A 24,153-nucleotide genomic window follows, 5' to 3' on the forward strand; every position below is an offset into this window, starting at 1 on the left:
GCCGCCAGCTTCTGCCGCCCTAGGCGTCAGGTGCGCTTGAGGGTTTTTACCCCTTCAGCGGTGCCGAGCAGCAGCAGGTCGGCCGGGCGGGCAGCGAACAGGCCATTGGTGACCACACCGACAATGGCGTTGATCTGACTTTCCAGCTCGGCCGGGTTGGTGATCGACAGGTTGAACACGTCGAGGATGATATTGCCGTTGTCGGTCACCACGCCTTCGCGATACACCGGGTCGCCGCCGAGCTTGACCAGCTGGCGCGCCACATGGCTGCGCGCCATCGGGATCACTTCCACTGGCAGTGGGAAGGCGCCGAGCACTGGCACTAGCTTGCTGGCGTCGGCGATGCAGATAAAGGTCTGCGCCACGGCGGCGACAATTTTCTCGCGGGTCAGGGCTGCGCCGCCGCCCTTGATCAGGTTGAGGTGCTCGTCGCTCTCGTCGGCGCCGTCGACATAGAACTCCAGGTCGCTGACGGTATTCAGCTCATACACCGGAATGCCATGGCCTTTGAGGCGTGCGGCGGTGGCTTCGGAACTGGCGACGGCGCCATCGAATTCCATCTTGTGCTTGGCCAGGGCGTCGATAAAGCAGTTGGCGGTGGAGCCGGTGCCGACTCCGATCACACTCTTGGCGTCGAGTTTGGGAAGAATAAAGTCGACGGCAGCCTGGGCGACGGCTTGCTTGAGTTGATCCTGGTTCATCATGGGGCCTGGCGTGGGAGTGAGGAAAGGCGCGAATTATAGCGCGGCTGGGCGGCCAACGGACGTAGGTCGGGGAAAACCCCGTGGCTTGTATGGTCGTTCGGCGCAACGCTGGGGTAGACTCGCGGACTCCCTGAAAAGCCGCCTGCGATGCCCGCCATGCTCGAACAGTACGTCAAGAAGATCCTCACCTCGCGCGTCTATGACGTGGCAGTGGAAACCCCGCTGCAAGCCGCCAACCAGCTTACCGAGCGTCTGGGTAACCAGATTCTGCTCAAGCGCGAAGACCTGCAGCCGGTGTACTCGTTCAAGATTCGTGGCGCCTACAACAAGCTGGCGCAGCTCTCGGCCGAAGAGCAGGCGCGCGGCGTAGTTACTGCCTCGGCTGGCAACCATGCCCAGGGGCTGGCGCTGGCGGCCAAGGTGCTGGGGGTCAAGGCCACCATCGTGATGCCCAAGACCACCCCGGAAATCAAGGTGCAGGGCGTGCGTTCGCGGGGCGGCAAGGTGGTGTTGCATGGCGACAGCTTCCCCGAAGCGCTGGCCTATTCGCTGAAACTGGTGGATGAGAAGGGCTACATCTATATCCACCCTTACGACGACCCGCACACCATCGCCGGCCAGGGCACCGTGGCGATGGAAATCCTCCGCCAGCAGCCGGGCCAGCTCGACGCGATCTTCGTGCCGGTGGGCGGCGGCGGCCTGATCGCGGGGATCGCCGCTTATGTGAAATACCTGCGCCCGGAAATCAAGATCATCGGTGTCGAGCCGGACGACTCCAACTGCCTGCAGGCCGCCATGGCGGCCGGCGAGCGCGTGGTGTTGCCGCAGGTTGGGCTGTTTGCCGATGGCGTGGCGGTGGCGCAGATCGGTCAGCACACTTTTGATGTGTGCAAAGACCATGTCGACGAGGTGATCACCGTCAGCACCGACGAGATCTGTGCGGCGATCAAGGACATCTACGACGACACCCGCTCGATCACCGAGCCGGCCGGTGCGCTGAGCGTGGCTGGGATCAAGAAGTACGTGGAGCGCGAAGGCTGCAGCGGTCAGGTGCTGGTGGGTATCGACTCGGGGGCCAACGTCAACTTTGATCGCCTGCGTCATGTCGCCGAGCGCGCCGAGTTGGGTGAGAAGCGCGAAGCGATCATCGCCGTGACCATCCCCGAGCAGCCCGGAAGCTTTAAGGCGTTCTGCGAAGCCATCGGCAAGCGGCAGATCACCGAGTTCAACTACCGCTACCACGAGGATAAGGAAGCGCACATCTTTGTCGGCGTGCAGACCCACCCGGAAAGCGACCCGCGTGCGGCGCTGGTGCAGGGCTTGCGTGAGCAGGGTTTCCCGGTGCTGGATCTGACCGACAACGAACTGGCCAAACTGCATATCCGCCATATGGTCGGCGGTCATGCGGCGGCGGTGCCGGATGAGTGTGTGTACCGCTTCGAGTTTCCCGAGCGGCCGGGCGCACTGTTTAATTTCTTACAGAAATTGGGTGGGCGCTGGAATATCTCGATGTTCCACTACCGTAACCACGGCGCTGCCGATGGTCGGGTGGTCGCGGGCCTCCAGGTGCCGCAGGGCGAGCGCCATCTGGTGCCAGCGGCGCTGGAAGCCATCGGCTATCCCTACTGGGATGAGAGCGATAACCCGGCGTACAAACTCTTTCTTGGATAAGCCGGAAACCCGGTAGGACTGAAACAATGGAACATTACCCATTGCTGAAAATGCTGCACATGCTGCCCGGCATCCTCTTGCTGGTTGGGGTGCCCGTGCACCTGTTTATGCTCTGGAAGGCCTCGCGCAGTGGCGATTCCGCTGTTCTGCAGCGCAAGCTCAAGCGCACCCGCCTGATCAGCCTGCCGGTGCTTGGTCTGCTGGCTCTGAGCCTGCCGGTCACCGGTTGGTTGCTGGTTGACCTCATCGGTTGGCCGCTGAGTCAGACCTGGTTGCTGTTCAGCAGTGTGCTGTTCGCTGTGTTGATGCTGATCGGACTGTTGTTGGCGGGCCGTCTGGGCGCCTGGCAAGCCCTGAATGGCGCACCTGCACCCAAGCGTCTGCTGGGTTTCTGCGCGACCTATGCCGGGCTGATTATGTTGCTGTTGCTGATCATCATGGGCCTGATGGGCGCCAAACCGGCCTGATATGCGCGCACATAAAAACGCCGCCTGATCAGGCGGCGTTTTTATTGGATGGCTGTCAGCCTCGTAGCCCGGATGCAATCCGGGGAAACAATGTCGGCTGCACAACCTATCCCCGGATTGCGCCGGAGCTTATCCGGGCTACGGGTCTATGCCCGAGTGTTCACGGAAAACGCCATAGGATGGGCCGGGCGGCGCAGGTTGAGAGCAGTGATACCCATCAATCTCAGCGCAGCGAGATAACCGGCCAGCCGCGCTTCTCTGCTTCGGCGCGCAGCTTCGGGTCGGGGTCGACGGCGAATGGGCGAGTGACTTGTTCCAGCAGCGGCAGGTCATTCATTGAGTCGCTGTAGAAGCTGCTATCAGTCAGGCTCAGGCCGGTTTCGCCGAGCCAGCGGTTGAGGCGGGTGACCTTGCCTTCCTTAAAGCACGGCACATCGGTGGTACGCCCGGTGTAGCGGCCGTCCTGCATTTCACATTCAGTGGCCAGCAGGGTGTCGACGCCCAGGCGCGCGGCAATCGGCGCGGTAACAAAACGGTTGGTGGCGGTGATGATCAGCAGCTTGTCGCCGGCTTCGCGGTGCTCGGCGAGCAGTGCTTCACCTTTGGCGAGGATGATCGGCTCGACGCAGTCGCGCATAAACTCGCGATGCCACTGCTGCAGCTGGGCCATTTCCGTGCGGCCGAGAATCTCCAGGCTGAAATTCAGGTAGTTGGTGATATTCAGGTTGCCGGCCAGGTAGTCCTGATAAAACGCATCGTTGCGCGCCTTGTAGGCGATGCCGTCGAGGATGCCGCGCTCACACAGGTAATCGCCCCAGGCGTGGTCGCTGTCGCCGCCGAGCAGGGTGTTGTCGAGATCGAATAAAGCCAAACGCACGGGAGCACCTTTGATTGCCAGCCACGAAAGGCGGCCAGAATAACGGCTTTTATAAGGCTTTCCTATTACACGGGCCGCTCGCGTTGCTGCTGCCGCGGCCTTTGTGGAACAATGCCCGCATGTCTTAAATTCAGGCGTTTACGAGGTTGTGTGCCGTGATCGATTCCGATGGTTTTCGCCCGAATGTCGGCATCATTCTGACCAATGATGTCGGCCAGGTGCTGTGGGCGCGTCGGATAAACCAGGACGCTTGGCAGTTCCCGCAGGGCGGGATCAATGACCATGAGTCGCCGGAAGAAGCGCTGTACCGCGAATTGAACGAAGAAGTCGGCCTGGAACAGCAGGATGTGAAAATTCTCGCCTGCACCCGGGGCTGGTTGCGTTATCGTCTGCCTCAGCGCTTGGTGCGCACGCACAGCCAACCGCTGTGTATCGGGCAGAAACAGAAGTGGTTCCTGCTGCGTCTAACGGGCGCAGAAGACCGGGTGCGCATGGACCTGACTGGCAAGCCGGAATTCGACGGCTGGCGCTGGGTCAGCTACTGGTACCCGCTGGGCCAGGTGGTGACATTCAAGCGCGAGGTTTACCGTCGCGCCCTCAAGGAACTCGCTCCGCGCCTTTTGGCGCGGGACTGACATAGGCTAGAGCCAAGCATGCTCAATACGCTGCGCAAGATTGTCCAGGAAGTAAACGCCGCCAAGGACCTCAAGGCGGCGCTGGGCATTATCGTGCAGCGAGTGCGCGAGGCCATGGGCAGCCAGGTCTGTTCGGTCTACCTGCTCGATCCGGAAACCAACCGCTTTGTGCTGATGGCCACCGAGGGCTTGAACAAGAAGGCTATCGGCAAGGTCAGCATGGCCCCCAACGAGGGCCTGGTCGGCCTGGTCGGTACCCGCGAAGAGCCGCTCAACCTCGAACACGCCTCCGAACACCCGCGCTATCGCTACTTTGCCGAGACCGGTGAGGAGCGTTACGCCTCCTTCCTCGGTGCGCCGATCATTCACCACCGCAAGGTGATGGGCGTATTGGTTATCCAGCAGAAAGAACAGCGCCAGTTCGACGAGGGCGAAGAAGCCTTCCTGGTGACCATGAGTGCGCAGCTCGCTGGGGTTATCGCCCACGCCGAGGCCACCGGCTCGATTCGCGGCCTGGGCCGGCAGGGCAAGGGCATTCAGGAAGCCAAGTTCGTCGGCGTGCCGGGCTCGCCTGGCGCTGCCGTGGGCACGGCGGTGGTGGTATTGCCGCCGGCCGACCTGGAAGTGGTGCCGGATAAGACCGTCGATGACATCGCCGCCGAGCTGACTCTGTTCAATAACGCCCTGGAAGGCGTGCGCTCTGACATGCGCGCGCTGTCGGCGAAGATGGCCACCCAGCTGCGCCCCGAAGAGCGTGCGCTGTTCGACGTGTACCTGATGATGCTGGAAGACGCCGCTCTGGGTAACGAGGTGGTCAAGGTCATCCGCACCGGCCAGTGGGCCCAGGGCGCACTGCGCCAGGTGATTGGCGAGCACATCAACCGTTTCGAACTGATGGACGACGCCTACCTGCGCGAGCGCGCCAGCGACGTCAAAGACCTCGGCCGGCGCCTGCTCGCCTATCTGCAGCAGGCGCGTCAGCAGACCCTGGTGTACCCGGACAACTGCATTCTGGTCAGCGAAGAGCTGTCGCCGGCGATGCTTGGCGAAGTGCCGGAAGGCAAGTTGGTCGGCCTGGTTTCGGTGCAGGGCTCGGGCAACTCCCATGTGGCGATCTTTGCCCGCGCCATGGGTATTCCCACGGTGATGGGTGTGGTTGACCTGCCGTATTCGAAAATCGACGGCATTCAGCTTATCGTCGACGGCTACCACGGTGAGGTGTTCACCAACCCCAGCGAAGTGTTGCGCAAGCAATACGCCGAAGTGGTTGAGGAAGAGCGCCAGCTGGCTCAGGGCCTCGATGCGCTGCGTGCCTTGCCGTGCGAAACTCTCGATGGCCACCGCATGCCGCTGTGGGTCAACACCGGCCTGCTCGCTGATGTAAAGCGCGCTCAGGAGCGCGGTGCCGAAGGTGTCGGTCTGTACCGCACCGAAGTGCCGTTTATGATCAAGGAGCGCTTCCCCAGCGAGAAAGAGCAGCTGGCGATTTATCGCGAGCAACTGGCCGCCTTCCACCCGCTGCCGGTGACCATGCGCAGCCTGGATATCGGCGGTGACAAGGCGCTGAGCTATTTCCCGATCAAGGAAGACAACCCCTTCCTCGGCTGGCGCGGTATCCGCGTCACCCTCGACCACCCGGAAATCTTCCTGGTGCAGACCCGCGCCATGCTCAAGGCCAGCGAAGGGTTGAACAACCTGCGCATCCTGCTGCCGATGATTTCCGGCATTCAGGAGCTGGAAGAGGCGCTGCACTTGATTCACCGCGCCTGGGGTGAGGTGCGCGATGAAGGCACCGACGTGCCGCTGCCGCCGGTCGGGGTGATGATCGAGATTCCGGCGGCGGTCTATCAGGTGCGCGAGCTGGCACGCCAAGTCGACTTCCTCTCGGTCGGCTCGAATGACCTGACCCAATACCTGTTGGCCGTGGACCGCAACAACCCGCGCGTCGCCGACCTCTACGACTTCCTCCATCCGGCCGTGCTGCAGGCGCTGCGCCTGGTGGTGGCCGGTGCCCATGCCGAAGGCAAACCGGTGAGCATTTGCGGTGAGATGGCCGGTGACCCGGCGTGCGCCGTGTTGCTGATGGCCATGGGCTTCGATGGCTTGTCGATGAACGCCACCAACCTGCCCAAGGTGAAATGGCTGTTACGGCAGATCAGCATGGGCAAGGCCCAGGAGTTGCTCGGCCAGGTGATGAGCATCGACAACCCGCAGGTAATCCACAGCACCCTGCAACTGGCCCTGCGCAACCTCGGCCTGGGCCGCATGATCAATCCAGCGTCAGATATCCAGGCATGAGCGCCCGCCGCTCGTGCTGAACCCTGCAGATAAGCTCCTGGCGCTGCGCCAACTGGCCACCCTGCGCCTGTCGGCGGCCAGCGCACTGGTGCGTCAGGGCCAGAGCCTATGGGTGCTGGCCGACGATGCGCTGGTGCTGCAACGCTACAGCCTGAGTGGCGACTGGCAGGCCGAGCTGACCCTGCTGCCCGGCGAGTTGCCCGAGGATGCCAAGCAGCGCAAACGTCTTAAACCTGACTTCGAAGCGTTGCTGTCATTACCAGGCGACTGCCTGCTGGCCCTCGGTTCGGGTTCGACCAAGCGCCGCTGTCGCGGCTGTCTGGTTGAGGCCGGCAGCGTGCGCGTTATCGACCTCGGCCCCTTGTACCACGCGCTCGCCGAGCACTTTCAGGACCTGAATATCGAAGGCAGCGTGGTCTATCGCGAGCAGTTGCTGCTGGCGCAACGTGGCAACGGTCGTGGTCGGGAGAATGCCCTGGTGCTGCTCGATTTACCCCAGGTGCTGCGCGATCTGCAGGATGGGCAACTGAGCGCCGCCGCGCTGCAGCGGATTGTGCCGCTGCAATTGCCTGAGCTGGATGGCGTACCGTTGAGCCTGACCGACCTCAGCGTGGCGCCCAGTGGCGCGCTGTATTTCACCGCGACGGCGGAGGCCACCGATTCCAGCTACCTCGACGGTGCCTGCGTTGGCAGTGTACTCGGGCGGCTGGATGCACAGCTGAGCATCGTCGAGCTGAGCCGCCTGACGCCGGTGGTGAAAATCGAGGGGCTGGCTTTCCAGGCCGATGGTCGGCCGCTGCTGGTGGCCGATGCCGACGATCCGACGATTGCCTCGCCGCTGTTTACCCTTGATAAATTCAGCGAGCCTGCCCACAGCAACTAGCAGGCCGTTGAAAAACTACCTGCGTTGCCATTGCGGCGTTAAAAACAGGCTCAAAATGCTCATTTACAGCTCGTAAACTCCGCTTTTTCGCCTGTTTTTGCCTTGCACTGGCTGCCTCGCCAACGTTTTCAACAGCCTGCTAAGCGGCTTCAGCAGTGCACAACCACCTCACCTAAACAGCTGCCATTGCTGCCGAACGTGCGCTCGGCCAGCACGCGGCTGCCGTCGGCATTGACGATCAACGCAGTACTGGCGCGCGTGCCATAGGTGACGCTGGCAATAAACACACTGGAGAGCAGGCGTTCGCCGGTCAGGCCGATGCCGGTTTGCGGCAGCTCAGCATCCGTCGCGCGGGTGGGGTCGGCCAGCAGCTTGAGCAGCATCTGCGGCTGTGGCTCATGCAAGCCGTTGTGCAGTGCCTGCTTGGCCCGTTGCAGCTTGGGCCAGGGCGTGTCCAGGTCGGCATTTGACAGGCCGTGCACGCCTTCCGCCAATGGTGTGGCGCGCCCGGTCAGGGAGTTGAAGTGCCAGAGCTGCTGGCTGTCACCGAGCAGCAGGTTAAAGCCGCTGTAGTGCCGGCGCCGCTCATGCAGGTCATGCAGAAAGTCTTCGATGCTATGGCTGCCAGCGAGAAAGGCCACTGGCAGCTCGCCCCGTGAGCGGCTGCCTTGAGCCTGGCCGGGGTCGCGAATATTGGTCAGGGCGGCAAAACGTCCGTCAGGGCCGACGCCTAGCCAGGTGCCGCCGGCCTGCAGGTCGCGACCGGCAATCACTCCCGGCACATCGGGCCATTCGGCCAGTGGCTGGCTGGGGCGTTCGTAGAATTCATCGCGATTGGCGGCCAGCAGCAGCGGCTGGGCATGGCCCGGTCGCCAGGCCAGGACGATCAGGCACATGAGTTAGCTCCTTAACTTGGCCAGCACGCCGGCGTTGTCCAGTTCGTTGCCCAGGTGCAGGCGCACCTTGCGCGCGCCGCAGCCGAGGCCGAGTTCCAGCAGAATGCGCTCCTCGACCTGCGACAGACCGCCTTCCAGGCGCTCCAGTGGTTGAATCAGCAGCTGCGGCGGTCGGCTTAGGCGCAAAAAGCGCTTGGGCAGGATTTCCTCGACGCCGCGCTGGAGCAGTTGCTGCGCCGCGGCAAAGTCCGCCACCAGCAAGCGCTGATTGCTGAACGCCGGGTCGGCCTGCAGGTGCAGCGCGCGGCCACTTTGCAGGTGCGTCAGGTGCATCTGGTTACAGCTCAGCTTCAGGTACAGGGTCGGGCGCATGCTGGTCTATTCCACAGGCGATGCTGGCACTTTACGCAAAGCCTGAGCGGACATCCATCGCCCAAAGTAGAGTCCGGCCCTGTGCATCCGTTACCATGCCGGATTGTTTGCGGGGGTGCTGATGGAACTGCTGCTGTATTTGATCCTGGGGGCTGCAGCTGGAACGCTTGCCGGGTTATTTGGCGTAGGCGGCGGCATTATCATCGTGCCGGTGCTGGTGCTGAGTTTTGCTGCGCAGGGCTTTGATCCGATGATTTTGACGCATCTGGCGGTAGGCACCTCGCTGGCGACCATCATCTTCACCTCGATCAACTCGGTGGTCGAACATCAGCGTAAAGGTGCCGTGCTGTGGCCGGTATTTGCCTGGATGACCCTGGGGATTCTGCTCGGCGCCGGGCTTGGCGCGATGACCGCCGCCGCGATTCAGGGGCCGCTGTTGCAGAAGATCATCGGCGTGTTCGCGATCATTATTGCCGTGCAAATGGCCCTGGAGCTGAAACCCAAAGCCAGCCGCACTGTCCCAGGCAAGCCGGCACTGACCCTGGCCGGTGGGGTGATTGGCTGGGCCTCGGCAATTTTCGGGATTGGCGGCGGTTCGCTGACCGTGCCGTTCCTGACCTGGCGCAGCGTAGCGATGCAGCAGGCGGTGGCTACTTCTTCGGCTTGCGGCCTGCCGATTGCGATAGCCAGTGCCCTGAGTTTTATCTGGCTGGGCTGGGATAAACCCGCGCTGCCGGAGTGGAGCCTGGGCTTTGTCTACCTGCCGGCGCTGGTCGGTATTGCCATCCCCAGCATGTACTTTGCCCGTGTCGGCGCACGCCTGGCGCACAAGCTGTCGCCGCGCCTGCTCAAGCGTCTGTTTGCCCTGCTGCTGTTTAGCGTGGGCCTGAGTTTTCTGATTTGAGGAATTGAAATGCTGCCTTACCCGCAGATTAACCCCGTAGCCCTGGACCTTGGGCTGATCAAAATTCATTGGTACGGCCTGATGTACCTGATCGGCATCGGCGGCGCCTGGTGGCTGGCTTCGCGCCGGGTCAACACCTTCGCGCCAACTTGGAACAAGGAGAAGCTCTCCGACCTGGTGTTCTGGGTCGCCATGGGCGTGATTCTCGGCGGCCGTCTGGGTTATGTGCTGTTTTACGATCTGGCCGCCTATATCGCCGAGCCGGTACGCATGCTGCGCATCTGGGAAGGCGGCATGTCGTTCCACGGCGGGTTGATCGGCGTAATGCTGGCCACCTGGTGGTTCGGCAAACGCAACAACAAGAGTTTCTTCGAGCTGATGGACTTTATCGCGCCGCTGGTGCCGATTGGTCTGGGCGCCGGACGCATCGGCAACTTTATCAACGCCGAGCTATGGGGCAAGGCCACCGACGTGCCCTGGGCGATGGTCTTCCCCACTGACCCCGAGCAGCTGGCGCGCCATCCCTCGCAGCTGTATCAGTTCGCTCTGGAAGGCGTGGCGCTGTTCACCATCCTCTGGTTCTACTCGCGTAAGCCGCGCCCGACCATGGCGGTGTCCGGCATGTTTGCCACGTGCTACGGGATCTTCCGCTTTATCGTCGAATTCGTCCGCGTGCCGGATGCCCAGCTCGGTTACCTGGCCGGCGGCTGGCTGACCATGGGCCAGATCCTCTGTGTGCCGATGATCCTCGGCGGCCTGGGTCTGATCGCCTACGCCTACAAACGCCAGGCTGCGCAGGAGGCCGTGCAATGAAACAGTACCTCGACCTGATGCGCTTGGTTCGTGAGACCGGCACCTTCAAGAGCGACCGCACCGGCACCGGCACCTACAGCATTTTTGCCCATCAGATGCGCTTCAACCTGGCCGACGGCTTCCCGCTGGTGACCACCAAGAAGTGCCACCTGAAATCGATCATCCACGAGCTGCTGTGGTTTCTTGCGGGCGACACCAACATCAAGTACCTGAAGGACAACGGCGTACGCATCTGGGACGAGTGGGCCGACGAGAACGGCGACCTCGGCCCGGTGTACGGCTACCAGTGGCGCAGCTGGCCGGCGCCGAATGGCGAGTCGATTGACCAGATCAGCAAGCTGATCGAGATGATCAAGAAGAACCCGGACTCGCGCCGTCTGATCGTCTCCGCCTGGAACCCGGCCCTGGTTGAGCAGATGGCCCTGCCGCCATGTCATGCGCTGTTCCAGTTCTATGTGGCCGACGGCAAGCTGAGCTGCCAGCTGTATCAGCGCTCGGCGGATATCTTCCTCGGGGTGCCGTTCAATATCGCCAGCTATGCGCTGCTGACCTTGATGGTGGCGCAGGTCTGCGGCCTGCAACCGGGCGACTTTATCTGGACCGGCGGCGACTGCCACCTGTACGCCAACCATATCGAGCAGACCGACCTGCAACTGAGCCGCGAGCCGCTGCCGTTGCCGGTGATGAAGCTCAATCCTGAAGTGAAGGACCTGCTGGCCTTCAAGTTCGAGGACTTCGAGCTGGTCGGCTATCAGGCGCACCCGCATATTCCGGCGCCTGTCGCGGTCTAATCTGCGCTGTTTGATTCGCGGCTAAAGCGGAGCGCCGCCCGGTCCTTCCCACGGATAGATGCTGTCCATGTGGGAGGGGCTTTAGCCGCGACATCTGAAAACTGCTAGAGCAACTCTGCCGCCAACTGCTGTACCTGCTCCTGTCGCTCGCCGTCTTCCAGTTGTGCGTTGGGGTTAAGCGATGACCATTCCGGGTGGGCGCGGGCTTTGTGCAGGGCTTCCGGCAGTTTGCCTTCGCGCCAGCTGGCGTCCTGTGGAGTGTTCAGGCTGATGGCCTCAACCGCGGCATGGCCGCGGGCTTCCAGTGCTTGCAGCAGCAGTTGCTGACGCAGGGCGAGCAGGCGCAGCACTGCGTCGTCCACAGTCAGCTCGCGTTGGCCCTTGAGTTTGCCTTTCAGCCGGGCGCCGTAGCCGCGTAGGGTCTGCGCGCTGCCGCCGAGCACGGCGCCGATCAGCGCCGCCGCGCCTAGGGTGATGCCGCCGACCAGCAGATCGACGCCGACCCCGGTGGCCGCGCCCGCCGCCATGCCACCGCCGATATTGATGCCCAGCTGCTTAAGGGTTTCCGGGTTGAACAGGTCATCACCCCAACGGCCGTCGAGCAAAGGCAGGTCGCCGGCCTTGGCGTCGTCCTGGCGGAAGGCGTACAGGCGCAGCAGGGCTTCCACGCAGCGTTGCTCGCGTTGCCGGATGGTTTGATGCAGTTCGCGGATGGCGCCTTGTTCCAGCACGGCTTGCGCGGCCACGCTACGCCTGCAGGCGGCGCAGTCCAGCAGCAGTTCGGCGATCAGCCGCGCGCCGCTGCTTTTGCGTAATTGGCGTTGCGCCAGGTGATCGTCAATCAAGCGTTGCAGTTGCGGGCGGGCTTTTTCCTGCAGCAGCGCCAGGCTGTCGTATAGGCGGCGTTCGCCATCCAGCGGCGGTGCCACGCTGTCGAAACACACCAGGGCATGCAGGCCGAGGCGGGCGAGAGCGTCGCGCCAGTCCTGCTCGCGGTGCTGGCTGCTACTGACGAAGTTCAGCACCGGCAGCAAGGGCCGGCCGCACATGCTCAGCACGGCCAGCTCATCACGGTATTTGGCCAGCACCGGCTCGCGCGCGTCGATTACATAGAGGCCGGCGTCCGAGGCCAGCAGCTGGCGCAGCACCTTGGCTTCCTGCTCGAAACGCTGGCGCGCTTCGCTGCCGTCGAGAAAGCGCGCCAGCCGTGCCGGGCCATCCAGCCGCTCACCGGGGCGATCCAGGCGCTCCAGATAATCCAGCAGGGCGATGGCGTCTTCCAGGCCGGGTGTGTCGTACAGTTCCAGCAGCGCCTCGCCGTCTACTGACAGCCGTGCGCCTTCGACGTGGCGGGTGGTGCTGGGGCGATGGGACACCTCGCCGAAGCCGACGTCGCGGGTCAGGGTGCGCAGCAGCGAGGTCTTGCCGACATTGGTGTGGCCGACCACGGCCAGCTTCAGCGGGCTGTTCATGACAGACCTCCGGTAGCCCGGATAAGCCTTGGCGTAATTCGGGGCCATGGTTCACCGGATTGCGCTGCGCTTATCCGGGCTACGAAGTGATCGATGTCAGTCATGACCATGCTCCAGCCAGCTGAACGGCGCGCTGTCGCTGTAGCTCAGTTGCAGGTGCTCCAGCGCGCGGTGCCAGTCGCCCAGGCGGGCGCTGTCGAGGGCTTCGCCGGGTGGCGGTGGCAGTAACCAGATCCGCGTGGCGCTGGCCGTGCGCGCCAGCTCGCCGAGCAGTGCCAGGCTGCCACGATCCGGCGAGCGGCGTGGGTCGCAGGCAATCAGCAGGCGCGCCGGCGGGAAGCGGTTGAGTTGGTCGAGCAGCTGATTGCGCTGCTCGCGGCTGTCGATCACCCCGGCATCACCGATGCCCTTGGGCAACGCGGGTGGCCAGCTGCGCTGTGGGTCCAGTTCGACCGCCACCAATAACGCGCCCTGGCTGCCTTCGCTGTGGTTGCCGGCTTGGGGTTCATGCAGCTGCGTGGGCGCTGCATCGCATACGCCGAGGCGTTCGCTGCTCGGTTGCAGGCATTCGCGCAGCAGGTTGTAGCCGGGCAGGCTGAGGTCCAGGCTTAGTGCCGCGCAACCGCGGCGCCAGCGCCATAGGCAGAGCAGTAGGAGAGCCAGGCGCGGCAATATGCCGTAGACCACCAATACGCCGACCAGCCAGCCGGCCCAGCTCAGCCGCGCGCTTTCGTTGGCCAGGGCGCTGTCGCCGCTGGCGCGGATCAGTTCAGCATCCGGCAGGCTGAAACCGAGCAACGCCGGCAGGCTGCCGATGGCCTGAGTCATGGCGATAAAGCTGTCGCCGCCGAGCAGGGTGCTTTCCCAGACAAAGCCGTAACGGCGGGTGGCCAACAGGGCCAGCAGGGTCAGCAGGGCGGTGATTAAGGTCAGCAGCCAGAAACCCTGCACCAGTACGCCCAGGCCCCAGCGACTGAGGCGCTGGCGTTGCAACATCAGCAGCAGGGCGGGTGCCAGTTGTGCGGCCTGGGCATCGCGGGCAAGTTTGGCGCTCAGCCATAACCACAGATGGCCGAGGACGCCCGCGCTGTCGCGGCTTAGCAGCAGGCCCAGTGCCCAACCCAGCAGCAGAAGCAAATTCAGCCCGAGCAGACTGCCCAGGGCCCAGAACACATTGACCGGACGCAGGCCATCGCCCAATGCCGCCACCGCCAGGCCGCTGCCGCTAAGGATGGCCAGCAGTACCAGCAGCAACCCGGCCAGGCGTGCGCCCTGTAGCCAGTGCTGCAGCGCTTGTACCTGGCCGTCGCGCTCGCCCAGCCACCAGGCGCGGGTCTGGATGCGTTCGTCGAGTGCGCCGCCTTGGGCCTGGGCGCGGCGGTTGGCTTCGCTGTCCTCCAGCGGGCCAGCATGCTCCTCACGCAGGCGGATGCTTTCACTGAGCCAGAGGCGTTGCAGGCGGCTGGGCGTGGGGTGGTCGAGTGGGCTCACGCGGTGTTCCATAAACGAGTGGAAAGCAGAGCATAACCGCAGCGGCCGGCACATGGCACAGCACTGCGCGCGTGTACTCCTGTGGCCAGTCCGGCTAGGCTGCTGGTAGTGGGCGGCCGGGTGTCTCGGTCAGCAGCCGCTGAACACATAACAATAAAAGCGAGAGCCATCGTGAAGTTACCGCATCTGGAGTGGGTCAATCAGGATTCGCCGTACCTGCGTCAGCATCAGCAGGGCTTTCGCGCGCTGAGTTTTGACGATGAACTGGAGCAGGCGTTCAAGCGCTATCACGCCAATGTGTTCCTGCGCCGTATGCGCTGGTCATTGCTGGTGGCCACGCTGCTGGCGCTGCTGTTTGTGCTGCTGGATGCGATCAATCTGCCGGACCCATTGCGCGGCCGGATACTCGCTCTGCGCCTGGGGGTAATTCAGCCGCTGCTGCTGTTGGCCTGGCTGGCCACCTATCGACCGGGCTTGCGTGATCACTTGCAACTGATCGGCGGCATTGTGGCGCTGCTCTCCGGCCTCGCGGTGGCGGGCATCATCGGCTTGGCCCGTTATCACAGCTTTGCCTTGCCCTATGAGGGCATCATCCTGGTTACGGTGTTCTTCTACTTTCTCACCGGTCTGCGTTTTGCCACCGCCGTGCTGTGCGGCTGGGGGACCTTCGTGGCATATCTGGCGGTGGAGTTGAGCATCGGCCTGGCGGGCGAGGCGCTGCTGAACAATGCCTTGTTTCTGGCCCTGGCCAATGTCATCGGCTCGGTGGGCTGCTATTCCCTGGAATATGCCACGCGGCAAAATTTCCTCGCCCATGGCCTGCTGCAGGACCTGGCTGAGAAGGATTTCCTCACCGGGCTGCTCAATCGTCGCGCCTTTAGCGAGCGTGCCGAGCGCAGCTGGCGCCAGGCGCAGCGGGAAAAGCAGGCCTTGGGCGTGGTGATGATGGATGTGGACTTCTTCAAACGTTACAACGACCACTATGGCCACGCGGCCGGTGACGAGGCGTTGCGCCAGGTGGCCCGGGTGATCGGCGAGTTTGCCCGGCGGCCGCTGGATTGCGCAGCGCGTTATGGTGGTGAGGAATTTGTCGGCGTCTGGTATGGCCTGGATGAAGCGCAACTGCTGGCGATTCTGCAGGACATCCGCAGCGCCATCGAAGCCCTGGGCCTGACGCATGCCCATTCGGATGCCGCCGGCGTGGTTACGCTGAGCATCGGCATGGCCTACCTCACGCCACAGCCGCATCAGAGCCTGGGCGATGCCCTGCGCCTGGCAGATGTCGCGCTCTACCTGGCCAAGGAGCAGGGGCGCAACCGTGTGGTGGGCAAGCGTCAGGATGGTTAAACGCACTGAACCGGTTCTGAGGCAAGGCTTCAATGATCGCCACGCAGACGGTATTCTCGCGGCTATGAAAAATTCCCTGCCTCTCTGCATGATCGCCGCCCTCGCGGAAAACCGCGTGATCGGCCGCGATAACCAACTGCCCTGGCATTTGCCGGCGGATCTCAAGCACTTCAAGGCGCTGACTCTGGGCAAGCCGATCATCATGGGTCGCAAGACCTGGGATTCCCTCGGCCGGCCCTTGCCGGGTCGGCTCAATCTGGTGGTCAGCCGTCAACCCGGGCTGCAGCTGGAGGGCGCGGAAGTGTTCGCCAGTCTCGACGCCGCGCTCGAACGTGCCGAGGCCTGGGCGCGCGAGGAAGATGCCGAAGAGCTGATGCTGATCGGCGGCGCGCAACTCTACGAGCTGGGCCTGGCCCAGGCCGAACGCCTGTACCTGACTCGCGTCGGCATCAGTCCCCAGGGCGATGCCTACTTCCCCGAAGTGGCCGATGCTGACTGGCACCTGTCGTCCGCCATCGAACACATGGAAGGCCTGGAAACGCCGGGCTATGTGTTTGAGGTGTGGGATCGCAAATAGCCCGTTCGGGCTGAGTTTTTCCGCGCTGCATTGATTTCCGCCAGGGTGGGCGCCGGTAGGGCGTGCCACCCTTTGGCTCGTGTTGCGTAGCGCTAACACATGCCTTGCTGGCCGCTACGCTGTCTATTGCCGTTTGCCCTCTACAGGTTGTTCCCCATGCATGACGCTGATGCCGATCACGCCGAGCCGGATCGTATTGCCGCGATCTTTATTCGCCACCCCCTCTGGGAAGACGGCCTGGCGCTGCTGCTGGGTACGGCCATGGTGGCGCTGGGGATCACCCTCTACAGCCAGGCTGGTTTGCTGACCGGCGGCACCGTGGGCTTGGCCTTTCTGATGAAATACTTGCTTGGCTGGCCGTTCGGTCTGGTGTTCTTTCTGATCAACCTGCCGTTCTACGCCCTGGCCATCTGGCGCATGGGCTGGCCGTTCACCCTGCGCACCTTCTGCGCGGTGGGGATGGTTTCGCTGCTGGCCGAATTGACGCCGCAGTGGATTGGCTTCACCCACCTGAACGTGGTGTATGCCGCGCTGTTCGGTGGTTTCGCCATGGGCCTGGGCTTACTGATGCTGTTCCGCCACCGCGCCAGCCTCGGCGGGGTGAATATCCTCGCGCTGTACCTGCAGGAGCGCTTCGGCCTGCGCGCTGGCAAGGTGCAGATGGCCATCGACGTACTGATCGTGCTGGGTGCGGTAATGGTCGTACCGCTGGACAAAGTGGCACTGTCGATCCTCGGCGCGTTGGCGCTGAACATGGTACTGGCGATCAACCACCGTGCCGGGCGCTACATGGGCGTCAGTTGAAAGCAAAAACCCGGCATTGAGCCGGGTTTTGTTTACAGCGACTGACTTACGGCACCAGTTTGTCCAGCAGCGCCTTGTCACGGACCGCGCCCTTGTCGGCGCTGGTGGCGAGCAGGGCGTAGGCCTTGAGCGCCGTGGTGACTTTGCGCGGGCGCACTTCCACCGGCTTCCAGCCTTTCTTGTCCTGTTCCACGCGGCGTGCGGCCAGCTCTTCATCACTGATCAGCAGGTTGATCGAGCGCTCGTGGATGTTGATCAGGATCTTGTCGCCTTCGCGCACCAGGCCGATGGCGCCGCCAGCTGCGGCTTCCGGCGAGGCGTGGCCGATGGACAGGCCCGAGGTGCCGCCGGAGAAGCGGCCGTCGGTGAGCAGGGCGCAGGCTTTGCCCAGGCCTTTGGATTTCAGGTACGAGGTCGGGTAGAGCATTTCCTGCATGCCCGGGCCGCCTTTCGGGCCTTCGTAGCGGATGATGACGATATCGCCGGCCTGCACTTCGTCGGCGAGGATGCCGCGCACGGCGCTGTCCTGGCTTTCGAAGATTTTCGCGTTGCCTTCGAAGACATGGATCGACTCATCCACACCGGCGGTTTTCACCACGCAACCGTCGAGGGCGATGTTGCCGTAGAGCACGGCCAGGCCGCCTTCTTGCGAGTACGCATGCTCGACGCTGCGGATACAGCCGTTTTCACGGTCGTCATCCACGGTGTCCCAGCGGGTGCTTTGGCTGAATGCGGTCTGCGTCGGGATACCGGCCGGGCCGGCGCGGAAGAAGGTGTGTACGGCTTCATCGTCGGTCTGGGTGATGTCCCATTTGGCGATGGCTTCAGCCATGGACTTGCTGTGTACGGTCGGCAGGTCGGTGTGCAGCAGGCCACCACGGGCCAGCGAGCCAAGGATGGAGAAGATGCCGCCGGCGCGGTGTACGTCTTCCATATGGTATTTCTGGATATTCGGCGCGACTTTGCACAGCTGCGGCACTTTGCGCGACAGACGGTCGATGTCGCGCAGGTCGAAATCGACTTCGCCTTCCTGGGCGGCGGCCAGCAGGTGCAGGATGGTGTTGGTCGAGCCACCCATGGCGATGTCCAGGGTCATGGCGTTTTCGAACGCCTTGAAGTTGGCGATGTTGCGCGGCAGCACCGACTCGTCGCCTTCACCGTAGTAGCGTTTGCACAGCTCGACGGCGGTGCGACCGGCTTGCAGGAACAGCTGCTCGCGGTCGCTGTGGGTTGCCAGGGTCGAACCGTTGCCCGGCAGGGCCAGGCCCAGGGCTTCCATCAGGCAGTTCATCGAGTTGGCGGTAAACATGCCGGAGCAGCTGCCGCAGGTCGGGCAGGCGCTGCGCTCGTATTCGGCGACTTTTTCGTCACTGGCCGAATCGTCGGCAGCGATGACCATGGCGTCGACCAGGTCCAGGCCGTGGCTGGCCAGCTTGGTCTTGCCCGCTTCCATTGGGCCGCCAGACACGAAGATCACCGGGATATTCAGGCGTAGCGAAGCCAGCAGCATGCCGGGGGTGATCTTGTCGCAGTTACTGATGCAGACGATGGCATCGGCGCAGTGGGCATTGACCATGTACTCCACGGAGTCGGCGATGATTTCGCGCGATGGCAGCGAATAGAGCATGCCGTCGTGGCCCATGGCGATGCCGTCATCGACCGCGATGGTGTTGAATTCCTTGGCGACGCCGCCGTGTTTCTCGATCTCGCGGGCGACCAGCTGGCCCATGTCCTTCAGGTGCACGTGGCCTGGCACGAACTGGGTGAAGGAGTTGGCGATGGCGATGATCGGCTTCTTGAAGTCTTCGTCCTTCATCCCGGTGGCACGCCACAGGGCGCGAGCGCCGGCCATATTGCGGCCGTGGGTGGAGGTCTTCGAGCGGTAATCAGGCATGGCGATAAATCCTGCAAAGGCTATTCAGGTCACGCGTGCACAGGCAATAACGCTGTGCGGGCAACGGGCTGTTGCTGCGTATGTTGAGCCGGGATCAGGCCCAAGGCAAACGCAAGTGCGCATTTACCGGGCTGGGGCGCTGCCTGGCGCGGGGTGGGCGCTGGCGTGGCTGGGCTACAAGGTCCGCCTGGATAGGGCAGGAGAGCGCCGATTCTAATCCTTCGGCGCGCTCGCAAGGAAGGCCGGTATGCCCAGCGGTGTGGGCTCAGTTCAGGCTCAGCACCTGGCTGGCGATGGCGAAGTACACCAGTACGCCGGAGGCGTCGGCAATCGAGGTGATCAGCGGGGCGCTGGCGGTGGCCGGGTCGAGGCCCAGGCGGTGCAGCACGAAGGGCAGGCTCATGCCGATCAGGCTGCCGACTATGACAATCACCACCATGCTGCTGGCAACCACCAGGGCGATCTCCGGGCCACCGCGCAGCAGGCCGAGCAGGGACACGGCAACAGCCATGGTGATGCCCAGCGCCAGGGCTACCAGGCATTCGCGGCGCAGCAAGCCGAGCCAGTCACGCAGCACCACCTCGCCAGTGGCCAGGGCGCGGACCATCAGGGTGGCCGATTGCGAGCCGGCGTTGCCGCCGCTGTCGACCAGCAGCGGGAGGAAGAACACCAGGGCAATATTGGCCGCGATCACGTCCTCGAAGGCGGCGATGCCGGCCCCGGAAAACAGATTGCCGAATACCAGCAGCACCAGCCAGAACACCCGCTTGCGGTAGAGCAGGCTGATGCTGGCATCTTTCAGGTTGCCGATCAGGGTGCTGACGCCCGCGCCTTTGTGGAAGTCCACCGTGGCTTCTGCGGTTACCACATCCATGGCGTCGTCGTAGGTGACGATGCCCACCAGTTGCGCGCCGCCATTAGTAATCGGCAGGGCCAACAGGTCATAGCGCTCGATCAGTTTGGCCACCTGCTCCTGAGGCGTGTCGACCTGGGCGCTGATCACCTCGCGCACCATCAGCTGGCTGATCGGCGTGTCGGCCGGTGCCAGGATCAGTTGGCGCAGTGACACGGTGCCGAGCAGGCGTCGCTGTTCATCCACCACATAGCTCTGGTACAGGGTTTCGGCGTCCGGGGCGGCATGGCGCAGGCTGTCGATGGCCTGTGCGGCGTTCAGACCGACTGCCAGAGTGGCGTAGGCCGATGTCATCAGTGCGCCGGCGCAGCCTTCGGGGTATTCGGCCAGCTTGCACAGGTCCTCGCGTTCGGCCTGGGCCAGGGCGGGCAGCAGGGTGGCGCGCAGTTCGCTATCCATCTGGTTAAACAGGTCAGCGCGCTCGTCAGCAGACATGGCGGCGACCAGCTCCACCAGCTCTGTGCGTTGCAGGTGATGACTAAGCGCCAGTTGTTGGGGCGTGGCGCAGTAGCCGAAGACTTCGGCGCGGCGTTTGCCGGGCAATTGCTTGAGTACCTGCCAGGCCAGGTGGGTTTCCAGCAGGTCGAGGGTCTCGGCGAGGTCGGCCGGGCGCAGGCTGTGCACGGCTGCCAGGGCGTTGCCTGGGTCGTTCTGTTGCAGGGCGACGCGCAGGTTTTGCGCAAGGGTGAAGACATTCATTGTTGCTCTCCTGGGCACGCGCCACGGGCGCCTGGAGAGCCGTGATCAGAACGTGCTGATACGGGCCTGCAGGCGTGCCGCTGACGGGTACGCCGGTTGCCAAGTTGTAGCCGCTAAGGGGCAATAACTGGGAAGGTCCATTAAGGTCTGATCTCTGATACCGCTTATGCGGCGGCGCGATGGTAGGCAGCGAGGGGCGACAGGTCAATCGGTTGCAGAGGCTTTGGTGCAGTCGTTCAGGCCTGGTTCAGCAAGCCTGAACGATGCGGGGCAGGGGGCTATTCGATCAGCTCGATTCCGCGCATGCGCTCGGCGCGGCGGCGTAGCAGTTCGATGGTCACCAGCAGGGCGATGGACACCAGGATCAGCAGGGTGGCGATGGCCAGGATGCTCGGGTTGATCTGCTCGCGCAGGCCCGAGAACATCTGCCGGGGGATGGTGCGTTGCTGCGGGCCGGCCATAAACAGGATCACCACCACTTCGTCGAACGAGGTGATAAAGGCGAACAGCGCGCCGGAAATCACCCCCGGGCGGATCAGCGGCATGATGATGTCGAAGAACACCCGCAATGGCGTGGCACCCAGATTCAGCGCCGCGCGGGCCAGGCTGTAGTCGAAGCCGGTGAGGGTGGCGGTGACGGTGATGATCACAAACGGCGTACCCAATGCGGCGTGGGCGATGATCACCCCGAGGTAGTTGCCGGCCAAACCCAGATCCGAATAGAAGAAGAACATCCCGGCGGCGGTGATGATCAGCGGCACGATCATCGGTGACAGCAGCAGCGCGGTGATCAGCCGGCGCATCGGCATGTCGTCGCGCGCCAGCCCCACTGCCGCGCAGGTGCCAAGCACGGTGGCAATCAGCGTGGCAAAGATGCCGATCAGAAAGCTGTTCTTGATCGCCAGCAACCACTTGTCGTCGTTGAAAATGGCCGTGTACCAGCGCAGCGAATAGGCCTCGGGCTGCAGGGTGAGCATGCCTTCGGTAAAGCTGAAGAACGGCTCGACGTTGAACGACAGCGGGATGATCACCAGGATCGGCAGGATCAGAAACAGCAGCACCAGCCAGGAGCTGGTCTTCAGCAGCCAGGCGCCGAGGTGGTGCCAGAAACCGTAGTAGGCGGGAATCTTCATAGGCAAGCGTCCAGTGTCAAACAGTCGGACGAAGGGGTAGCCCGGATGCAATCCGGGGACGGTGTCGTGGCGAGGTGCGCGTCCCGGATTTCATCCGGGCTACGGTGCGCGCGGCAAAAGAATCTAAGCATGTTCATCCCAGCTTGATATTGCTGGCGCCGACAAAACGGTCGTACAGCCAGTACAGCAGCAGGATCAGGCCGAGCAACAAGGAGCCCAGCGCGGCGGCCAGTTCCCAGTTGTTCGAGCGCTGCATATGGAAGGCGATGATGTTGCTGATCATCTGCCCATCGGTGCCGCCGACCAGCGCCGGGGTGATGTAGTAGCCCACGGAAATGATGAACACCAGCAGCGCCCCGGCGCTGAGGCCCGGCAGGGTCATCGGGAAGTAGATGCGCAAGAACGCCGGAATCGGCCGCGCGCCCAGCGACAGCGCCGCGCGCAGGTAACTGGGGTCGATGCCGCGCATCACGCTGTACAGCGGCAAAATCATAAACGGCAGCAGGATATGGGTCATCGCCACCACCGTGGCGAACGAGGTGTAGAGCATCTCGATGGGTTGGCCGATCACGCCGATGCCGAGCAGGAAGGAGTTGATCACCCCGTTGGTCTGCAGCAACGCGATCCAGGCCGTGGTGCGCACCAGCAGCGAGGTCCAGAACGGCAGCAGCACCAGCACCAGCAGCAGGTTGGCACGGTTCTCCGGCAGGCCGGCCAGGTAGTAGGCCAGTGGGTAGCCGAGCAGCGCGCAAAAAATGGTGATGACCAGCGCCATGCTCAGGGTCTTGCTGTACAGCTGCAGGTAGATCTGCGTGTCTTCGCGTACCTGAATGCCTTGCTCGGGGTGCAGTTCCAGGTCGAGGGCGGTCAGGTAGTAGTCATAGGTGTAGGGTTTGCCCGCGCGCTGGATGGAGTACCAGATTTCCGGCTTGCTCCAGTTGCGGTGCGACTTGAGCAGGATGTCGGCGCCCTCTTGCTGCAATTGCGCATCTTGCAGTCGGCTGAGCTTGCGCGCGCTGGCTTTGACCACGCTGGACATGCCTGCCGAGGCGCGGTTGAACTCTTCGGCCAATTTGCCGGACTGGCGCTCTTTGGCCAGGCTGTGCAGCTCCTGGGCGAACACGCTCAGGGTCTGTTGGTCGGGTGTGGCTTTGCCGTCCCAGCGTTGCAGCTCGTGCAGGGTCAGCGGAATCAGGGCGGCCACCGTCGGGTGATGGACGCTGCGCCAGAGCATGCTGGCAATCGGTGCGACGAAGGTCAGCAGGATAAACACCAGCAGCGGCACGACAAACAGAAAGGCGGTGAGGCGTTTCTTGTTGCGGGCGCTGGAGGCTTGGCTGGCTTCGGTAGACGTGAGGGAGGACAAGGCGTTACTCCGAAAATCCTGACCCCTCTCCCGCAGGAGAGGGGTCATAGCGGGTTACTTCAACAGCCACTCGTTGAATTTCTCACCGAGGGATTCGCCATAGTCAGCCCAGAAGTCCGAACCGGCCTGGATGCCTTTGCTCAGGTGAGCGGTCGGCAGGTGCGGTGCGGCGCTCTGGTCAGCCAGCGGCATGGAGGATTTACGGGTCGGGCCGTACGCCACATCCGGCATGCCGGCTAGCGGGGTAGAACCGGTGGCGTAGGCAATGAATTTCAGTGCCAGGTCTTTTTTCGGCGAGCCTTTGACGATGGCCCAGGCGTCGAGGTCGTAGACGTGGCCGTCCCAGACAATAACGAAGGGTTTGTTTTCCTGGCGGATGGCGTCATAGAAGCGGCCGTTGGCCGACTGCACCAGCACTGCGCCGCCATCGTTGAGCAGCTGTGGAGCCTGGGACCAGGAGTCGAACCAGACGATGTCCTTCTTGATGGTGTCCAGTTTGGCGAAGGCACGGGCCTGGCCTTCCGGGGTGGACAGCACGTCATAGACTTCGGCCGGTGGCACGCCATCAGCCAGCAGTGCCCATTCCATGTTCACCTGTGGGCGTTTGCGCAGGGCCCGCTTGCCGGCAATTTTGCTGGTGTCGAAGAAGTCGCTGATGCTCGCGGCCTTGGTGCCGCCGATGGTTTTCTCGTTGTAGGCGAACACCACCGACCAGACGATATTGCCGACCGCGCACTCACTGGCCAGGGCTTCGGGGATAAAGTCCTTCTCGGCCGGTACGCCGTCCACGCCTGGTGGCAGGATGTCACGCGGGATGCTTTCCAGCAGGCCTTCGGAGCAGGCGCGCTCAAGGTCGATTACCTCGAAGTCGACCACATCCCACTGGATATTGCCGGACTCGACCTGGGCTTTGATCTCGGCCACACCGCCGGTGTAGTCCTCGAACAGCACCTTGTTGCCGGTGTCTTTCATAAACGGGTCGATTACGTGTTTCTGCTGGGCCGCGCCGTAGGCACCGCCCCATGACACCACGGTGAGAGTTTCCTGCGCGCTGGCGGCGAAACTTGCCGTGCCTAGCGCGGCAGCTAAAGCGAAGGTGGAAAAGCGGGTGGTCAGTGTTCTAGCCATTGCTGTGCTCCATTGCTT

At 63.2% G+C, this 24,153-nt stretch carries 22 protein-coding genes; 11 read left to right on the forward strand and 11 right to left on the reverse strand.

The features are described from left to right. Nucleotides 1-26: 26 nt before the first annotated feature. Nucleotides 27-701, reverse strand: coding sequence for a ribose-5-phosphate isomerase RpiA (rpiA, locus tag P3C18_RS02640; protein WP_275960321.1), 675 nt, complete (start codon nt 699-701; stop codon nt 27-29). A gap of 159 nt (nt 702-860) precedes the next feature. On the opposite strand from rpiA, the gene ilvA reads away from it, so the two are divergent. Together ilvA and P3C18_RS02650 are read left to right on the forward strand one after the other, a co-directional pair. Next, entirely contained in the window at nt 861-2,375 is a 1,515-nt protein-coding gene (gene ilvA / locus P3C18_RS02645) for a threonine ammonia-lyase, biosynthetic (protein ID WP_275960322.1), read from the forward strand. A gap of 26 nt (nt 2,376-2,401) precedes the next feature. Further along, nucleotides 2,402-2,842 carry a DUF2269 family protein gene (locus P3C18_RS02650; RefSeq protein WP_275960323.1) on the forward strand — a complete coding sequence of 147 codons (441 nt, stop codon included), beginning with the start codon at nt 2,402-2,404 and terminating at the stop codon, nt 2,840-2,842. A gap of 223 nt (nt 2,843-3,065) precedes the next feature. Here P3C18_RS02650 and P3C18_RS02655 read toward each other — a convergent pair whose 3' ends face one another. Continuing rightward, the gene (locus P3C18_RS02655) at nt 3,066-3,719 is read right to left on the reverse strand and encodes an HAD family hydrolase (RefSeq protein WP_275960324.1); all 654 of its coding nucleotides are present in this window, start codon (nt 3,717-3,719) and stop codon (nt 3,066-3,068) included. 155 nt (nt 3,720-3,874) lie between these two features. Here P3C18_RS02655 and P3C18_RS02660 point away from each other — a divergent pair, with 155 nt between their 5' ends. Genes P3C18_RS02660 through P3C18_RS02670 form a run of 3 tightly spaced genes read left to right on the forward strand, consistent with a single transcriptional unit; the run spans nt 3,875 to nt 7,535 of the window. Beyond that, the gene (locus P3C18_RS02660) at nt 3,875-4,354 is read left to right on the forward strand and encodes an RNA pyrophosphohydrolase (RefSeq protein WP_090251327.1); all 480 of its coding nucleotides are present in this window, start codon (nt 3,875-3,877) and stop codon (nt 4,352-4,354) included. A gap of 18 nt (nt 4,355-4,372) precedes the next feature. Then, a complete protein-coding gene (gene ptsP / locus P3C18_RS02665; protein WP_275960325.1) occupies nt 4,373-6,652 on the forward strand; it encodes a phosphoenolpyruvate--protein phosphotransferase in 2,280 nt (759 codons plus the stop codon). Between the two features lie 13 nt (nt 6,653-6,665). Next, complete coding sequence (locus tag P3C18_RS02670) at nt 6,666-7,535, forward strand: hypothetical protein (protein ID WP_275960326.1); 870 nt, start codon at nt 6,666-6,668, stop codon at nt 7,533-7,535. A 149-nt stretch (nt 7,536-7,684) separates the two neighbouring features. Here the strand turns inward: P3C18_RS02670 and P3C18_RS02675 are convergent, their stop codons facing one another. Together P3C18_RS02675 and P3C18_RS02680 are read right to left on the reverse strand one after the other, a co-directional pair. Then, the gene (locus P3C18_RS02675) at nt 7,685-8,431 is read right to left on the reverse strand and encodes an NRDE family protein (RefSeq protein ID WP_275960328.1); all 747 of its coding nucleotides are present in this window, start codon (nt 8,429-8,431) and stop codon (nt 7,685-7,687) included. Between the two features lie 3 nt (nt 8,432-8,434). Then, nucleotides 8,435-8,803, reverse strand: coding sequence for a hypothetical protein (locus tag P3C18_RS02680; RefSeq protein ID WP_275960329.1), 369 nt, complete (start codon nt 8,801-8,803; stop codon nt 8,435-8,437). 121 nt (nt 8,804-8,924) lie between these two features. Between P3C18_RS02680 and P3C18_RS02685 the strand changes: the two genes are divergently transcribed. Genes P3C18_RS02685 through P3C18_RS02695 form a run of 3 tightly spaced genes read left to right on the forward strand, consistent with a single transcriptional unit; the run spans nt 8,925 to nt 11,311 of the window. After that, nucleotides 8,925-9,707, forward strand: coding sequence for a sulfite exporter TauE/SafE family protein (locus P3C18_RS02685; RefSeq protein ID WP_275960330.1), 783 nt, complete (start codon nt 8,925-8,927; stop codon nt 9,705-9,707). Nucleotides 9,708-9,716: 9 nt separating this feature from the next. Next, nucleotides 9,717-10,520, forward strand: coding sequence for a prolipoprotein diacylglyceryl transferase (gene lgt / locus P3C18_RS02690; protein ID WP_275960331.1), 804 nt, complete (start codon nt 9,717-9,719; stop codon nt 10,518-10,520). After that, a complete protein-coding gene (locus P3C18_RS02695) occupies nt 10,517-11,311 on the forward strand; it encodes a thymidylate synthase (protein ID WP_275960332.1) in 795 nt (264 codons plus the stop codon). Before lgt ends, P3C18_RS02695 begins: the two co-directional genes overlap by 4 nt. A 104-nt stretch (nt 11,312-11,415) precedes the next feature. On the opposite strand, the gene P3C18_RS02700 is transcribed toward P3C18_RS02695, so the two are convergent. Together P3C18_RS02700 and P3C18_RS02705 are read right to left on the reverse strand one after the other, a co-directional pair. Continuing rightward, nucleotides 11,416-12,783, reverse strand: a complete 1,368-nt coding sequence (locus P3C18_RS02700; RefSeq protein WP_275960333.1) for a DUF3482 domain-containing protein — start codon at nt 12,781-12,783, stop codon at nt 11,416-11,418. A gap of 96 nt (nt 12,784-12,879) precedes the next feature. Beyond that, nucleotides 12,880-14,274 carry a DUF2868 domain-containing protein gene (locus P3C18_RS02705; protein ID WP_275960334.1) on the reverse strand — a complete coding sequence of 465 codons (1,395 nt, stop codon included), beginning with the start codon at nt 14,272-14,274 and terminating at the stop codon, nt 12,880-12,882. A 171-nt stretch (nt 14,275-14,445) separates the two neighbouring features. Here P3C18_RS02705 and P3C18_RS02710 point away from each other — a divergent pair, with 171 nt between their 5' ends. From P3C18_RS02710 to P3C18_RS02720, 3 genes are all read left to right on the forward strand, one after another. Next, nucleotides 14,446-15,621, forward strand: coding sequence for a GGDEF domain-containing protein (locus P3C18_RS02710; protein WP_275960335.1), 1,176 nt, complete (start codon nt 14,446-14,448; stop codon nt 15,619-15,621). Nucleotides 15,622-15,685: 64 nt separating this feature from the next. Then, nucleotides 15,686-16,198: a dihydrofolate reductase gene (locus tag P3C18_RS02715; RefSeq protein WP_275960336.1), complete on the forward strand. Its 513-nt coding sequence runs from the start codon at nt 15,686-15,688 to the stop codon at nt 16,196-16,198. Nucleotides 16,199-16,354: 156 nt separating this feature from the next. After that, a complete protein-coding gene (locus P3C18_RS02720) occupies nt 16,355-17,002 on the forward strand; it encodes a YitT family protein (RefSeq protein WP_160085839.1) in 648 nt (215 codons plus the stop codon). Between the two features lie 46 nt (nt 17,003-17,048). Here P3C18_RS02720 and ilvD read toward each other — a convergent pair whose 3' ends face one another. From ilvD to P3C18_RS02745, 5 genes are all read right to left on the reverse strand, one after another. Further along, a complete protein-coding gene (gene ilvD / locus P3C18_RS02725; protein WP_275960337.1) occupies nt 17,049-18,896 on the reverse strand; it encodes a dihydroxy-acid dehydratase in 1,848 nt (615 codons plus the stop codon). A 265-nt stretch (nt 18,897-19,161) separates the two neighbouring features. Next, nucleotides 19,162-20,508 (reverse strand): magnesium transporter, encoded by a 1,347-nt coding sequence (gene mgtE / locus P3C18_RS02730; RefSeq protein ID WP_275960339.1) that lies wholly within the window; start codon nt 20,506-20,508, stop codon nt 19,162-19,164. A gap of 278 nt (nt 20,509-20,786) precedes the next feature. Next, complete coding sequence (locus P3C18_RS02735; RefSeq protein ID WP_275960340.1) at nt 20,787-21,641, reverse strand: ABC transporter permease; 855 nt, start codon at nt 21,639-21,641, stop codon at nt 20,787-20,789. 133 nt (nt 21,642-21,774) lie between these two features. Continuing rightward, nucleotides 21,775-23,007, reverse strand: a complete 1,233-nt coding sequence (locus P3C18_RS02740) for an ABC transporter permease (protein WP_275960341.1) — start codon at nt 23,005-23,007, stop codon at nt 21,775-21,777. 54 nt (nt 23,008-23,061) lie between these two features. Next, the gene (locus tag P3C18_RS02745; protein ID WP_275960343.1) at nt 23,062-24,135 is read right to left on the reverse strand and encodes an ABC transporter substrate-binding protein; all 1,074 of its coding nucleotides are present in this window, start codon (nt 24,133-24,135) and stop codon (nt 23,062-23,064) included. Nucleotides 24,136-24,153 lie beyond the last annotated feature (18 nt).

Origin of the sequence: Pseudomonas sp. 1928-m (assembly GCF_029269135.1) — a bacterium.
GTDB lineage: Bacteria > Pseudomonadota > Gammaproteobacteria > Pseudomonadales > Pseudomonadaceae > Aquipseudomonas.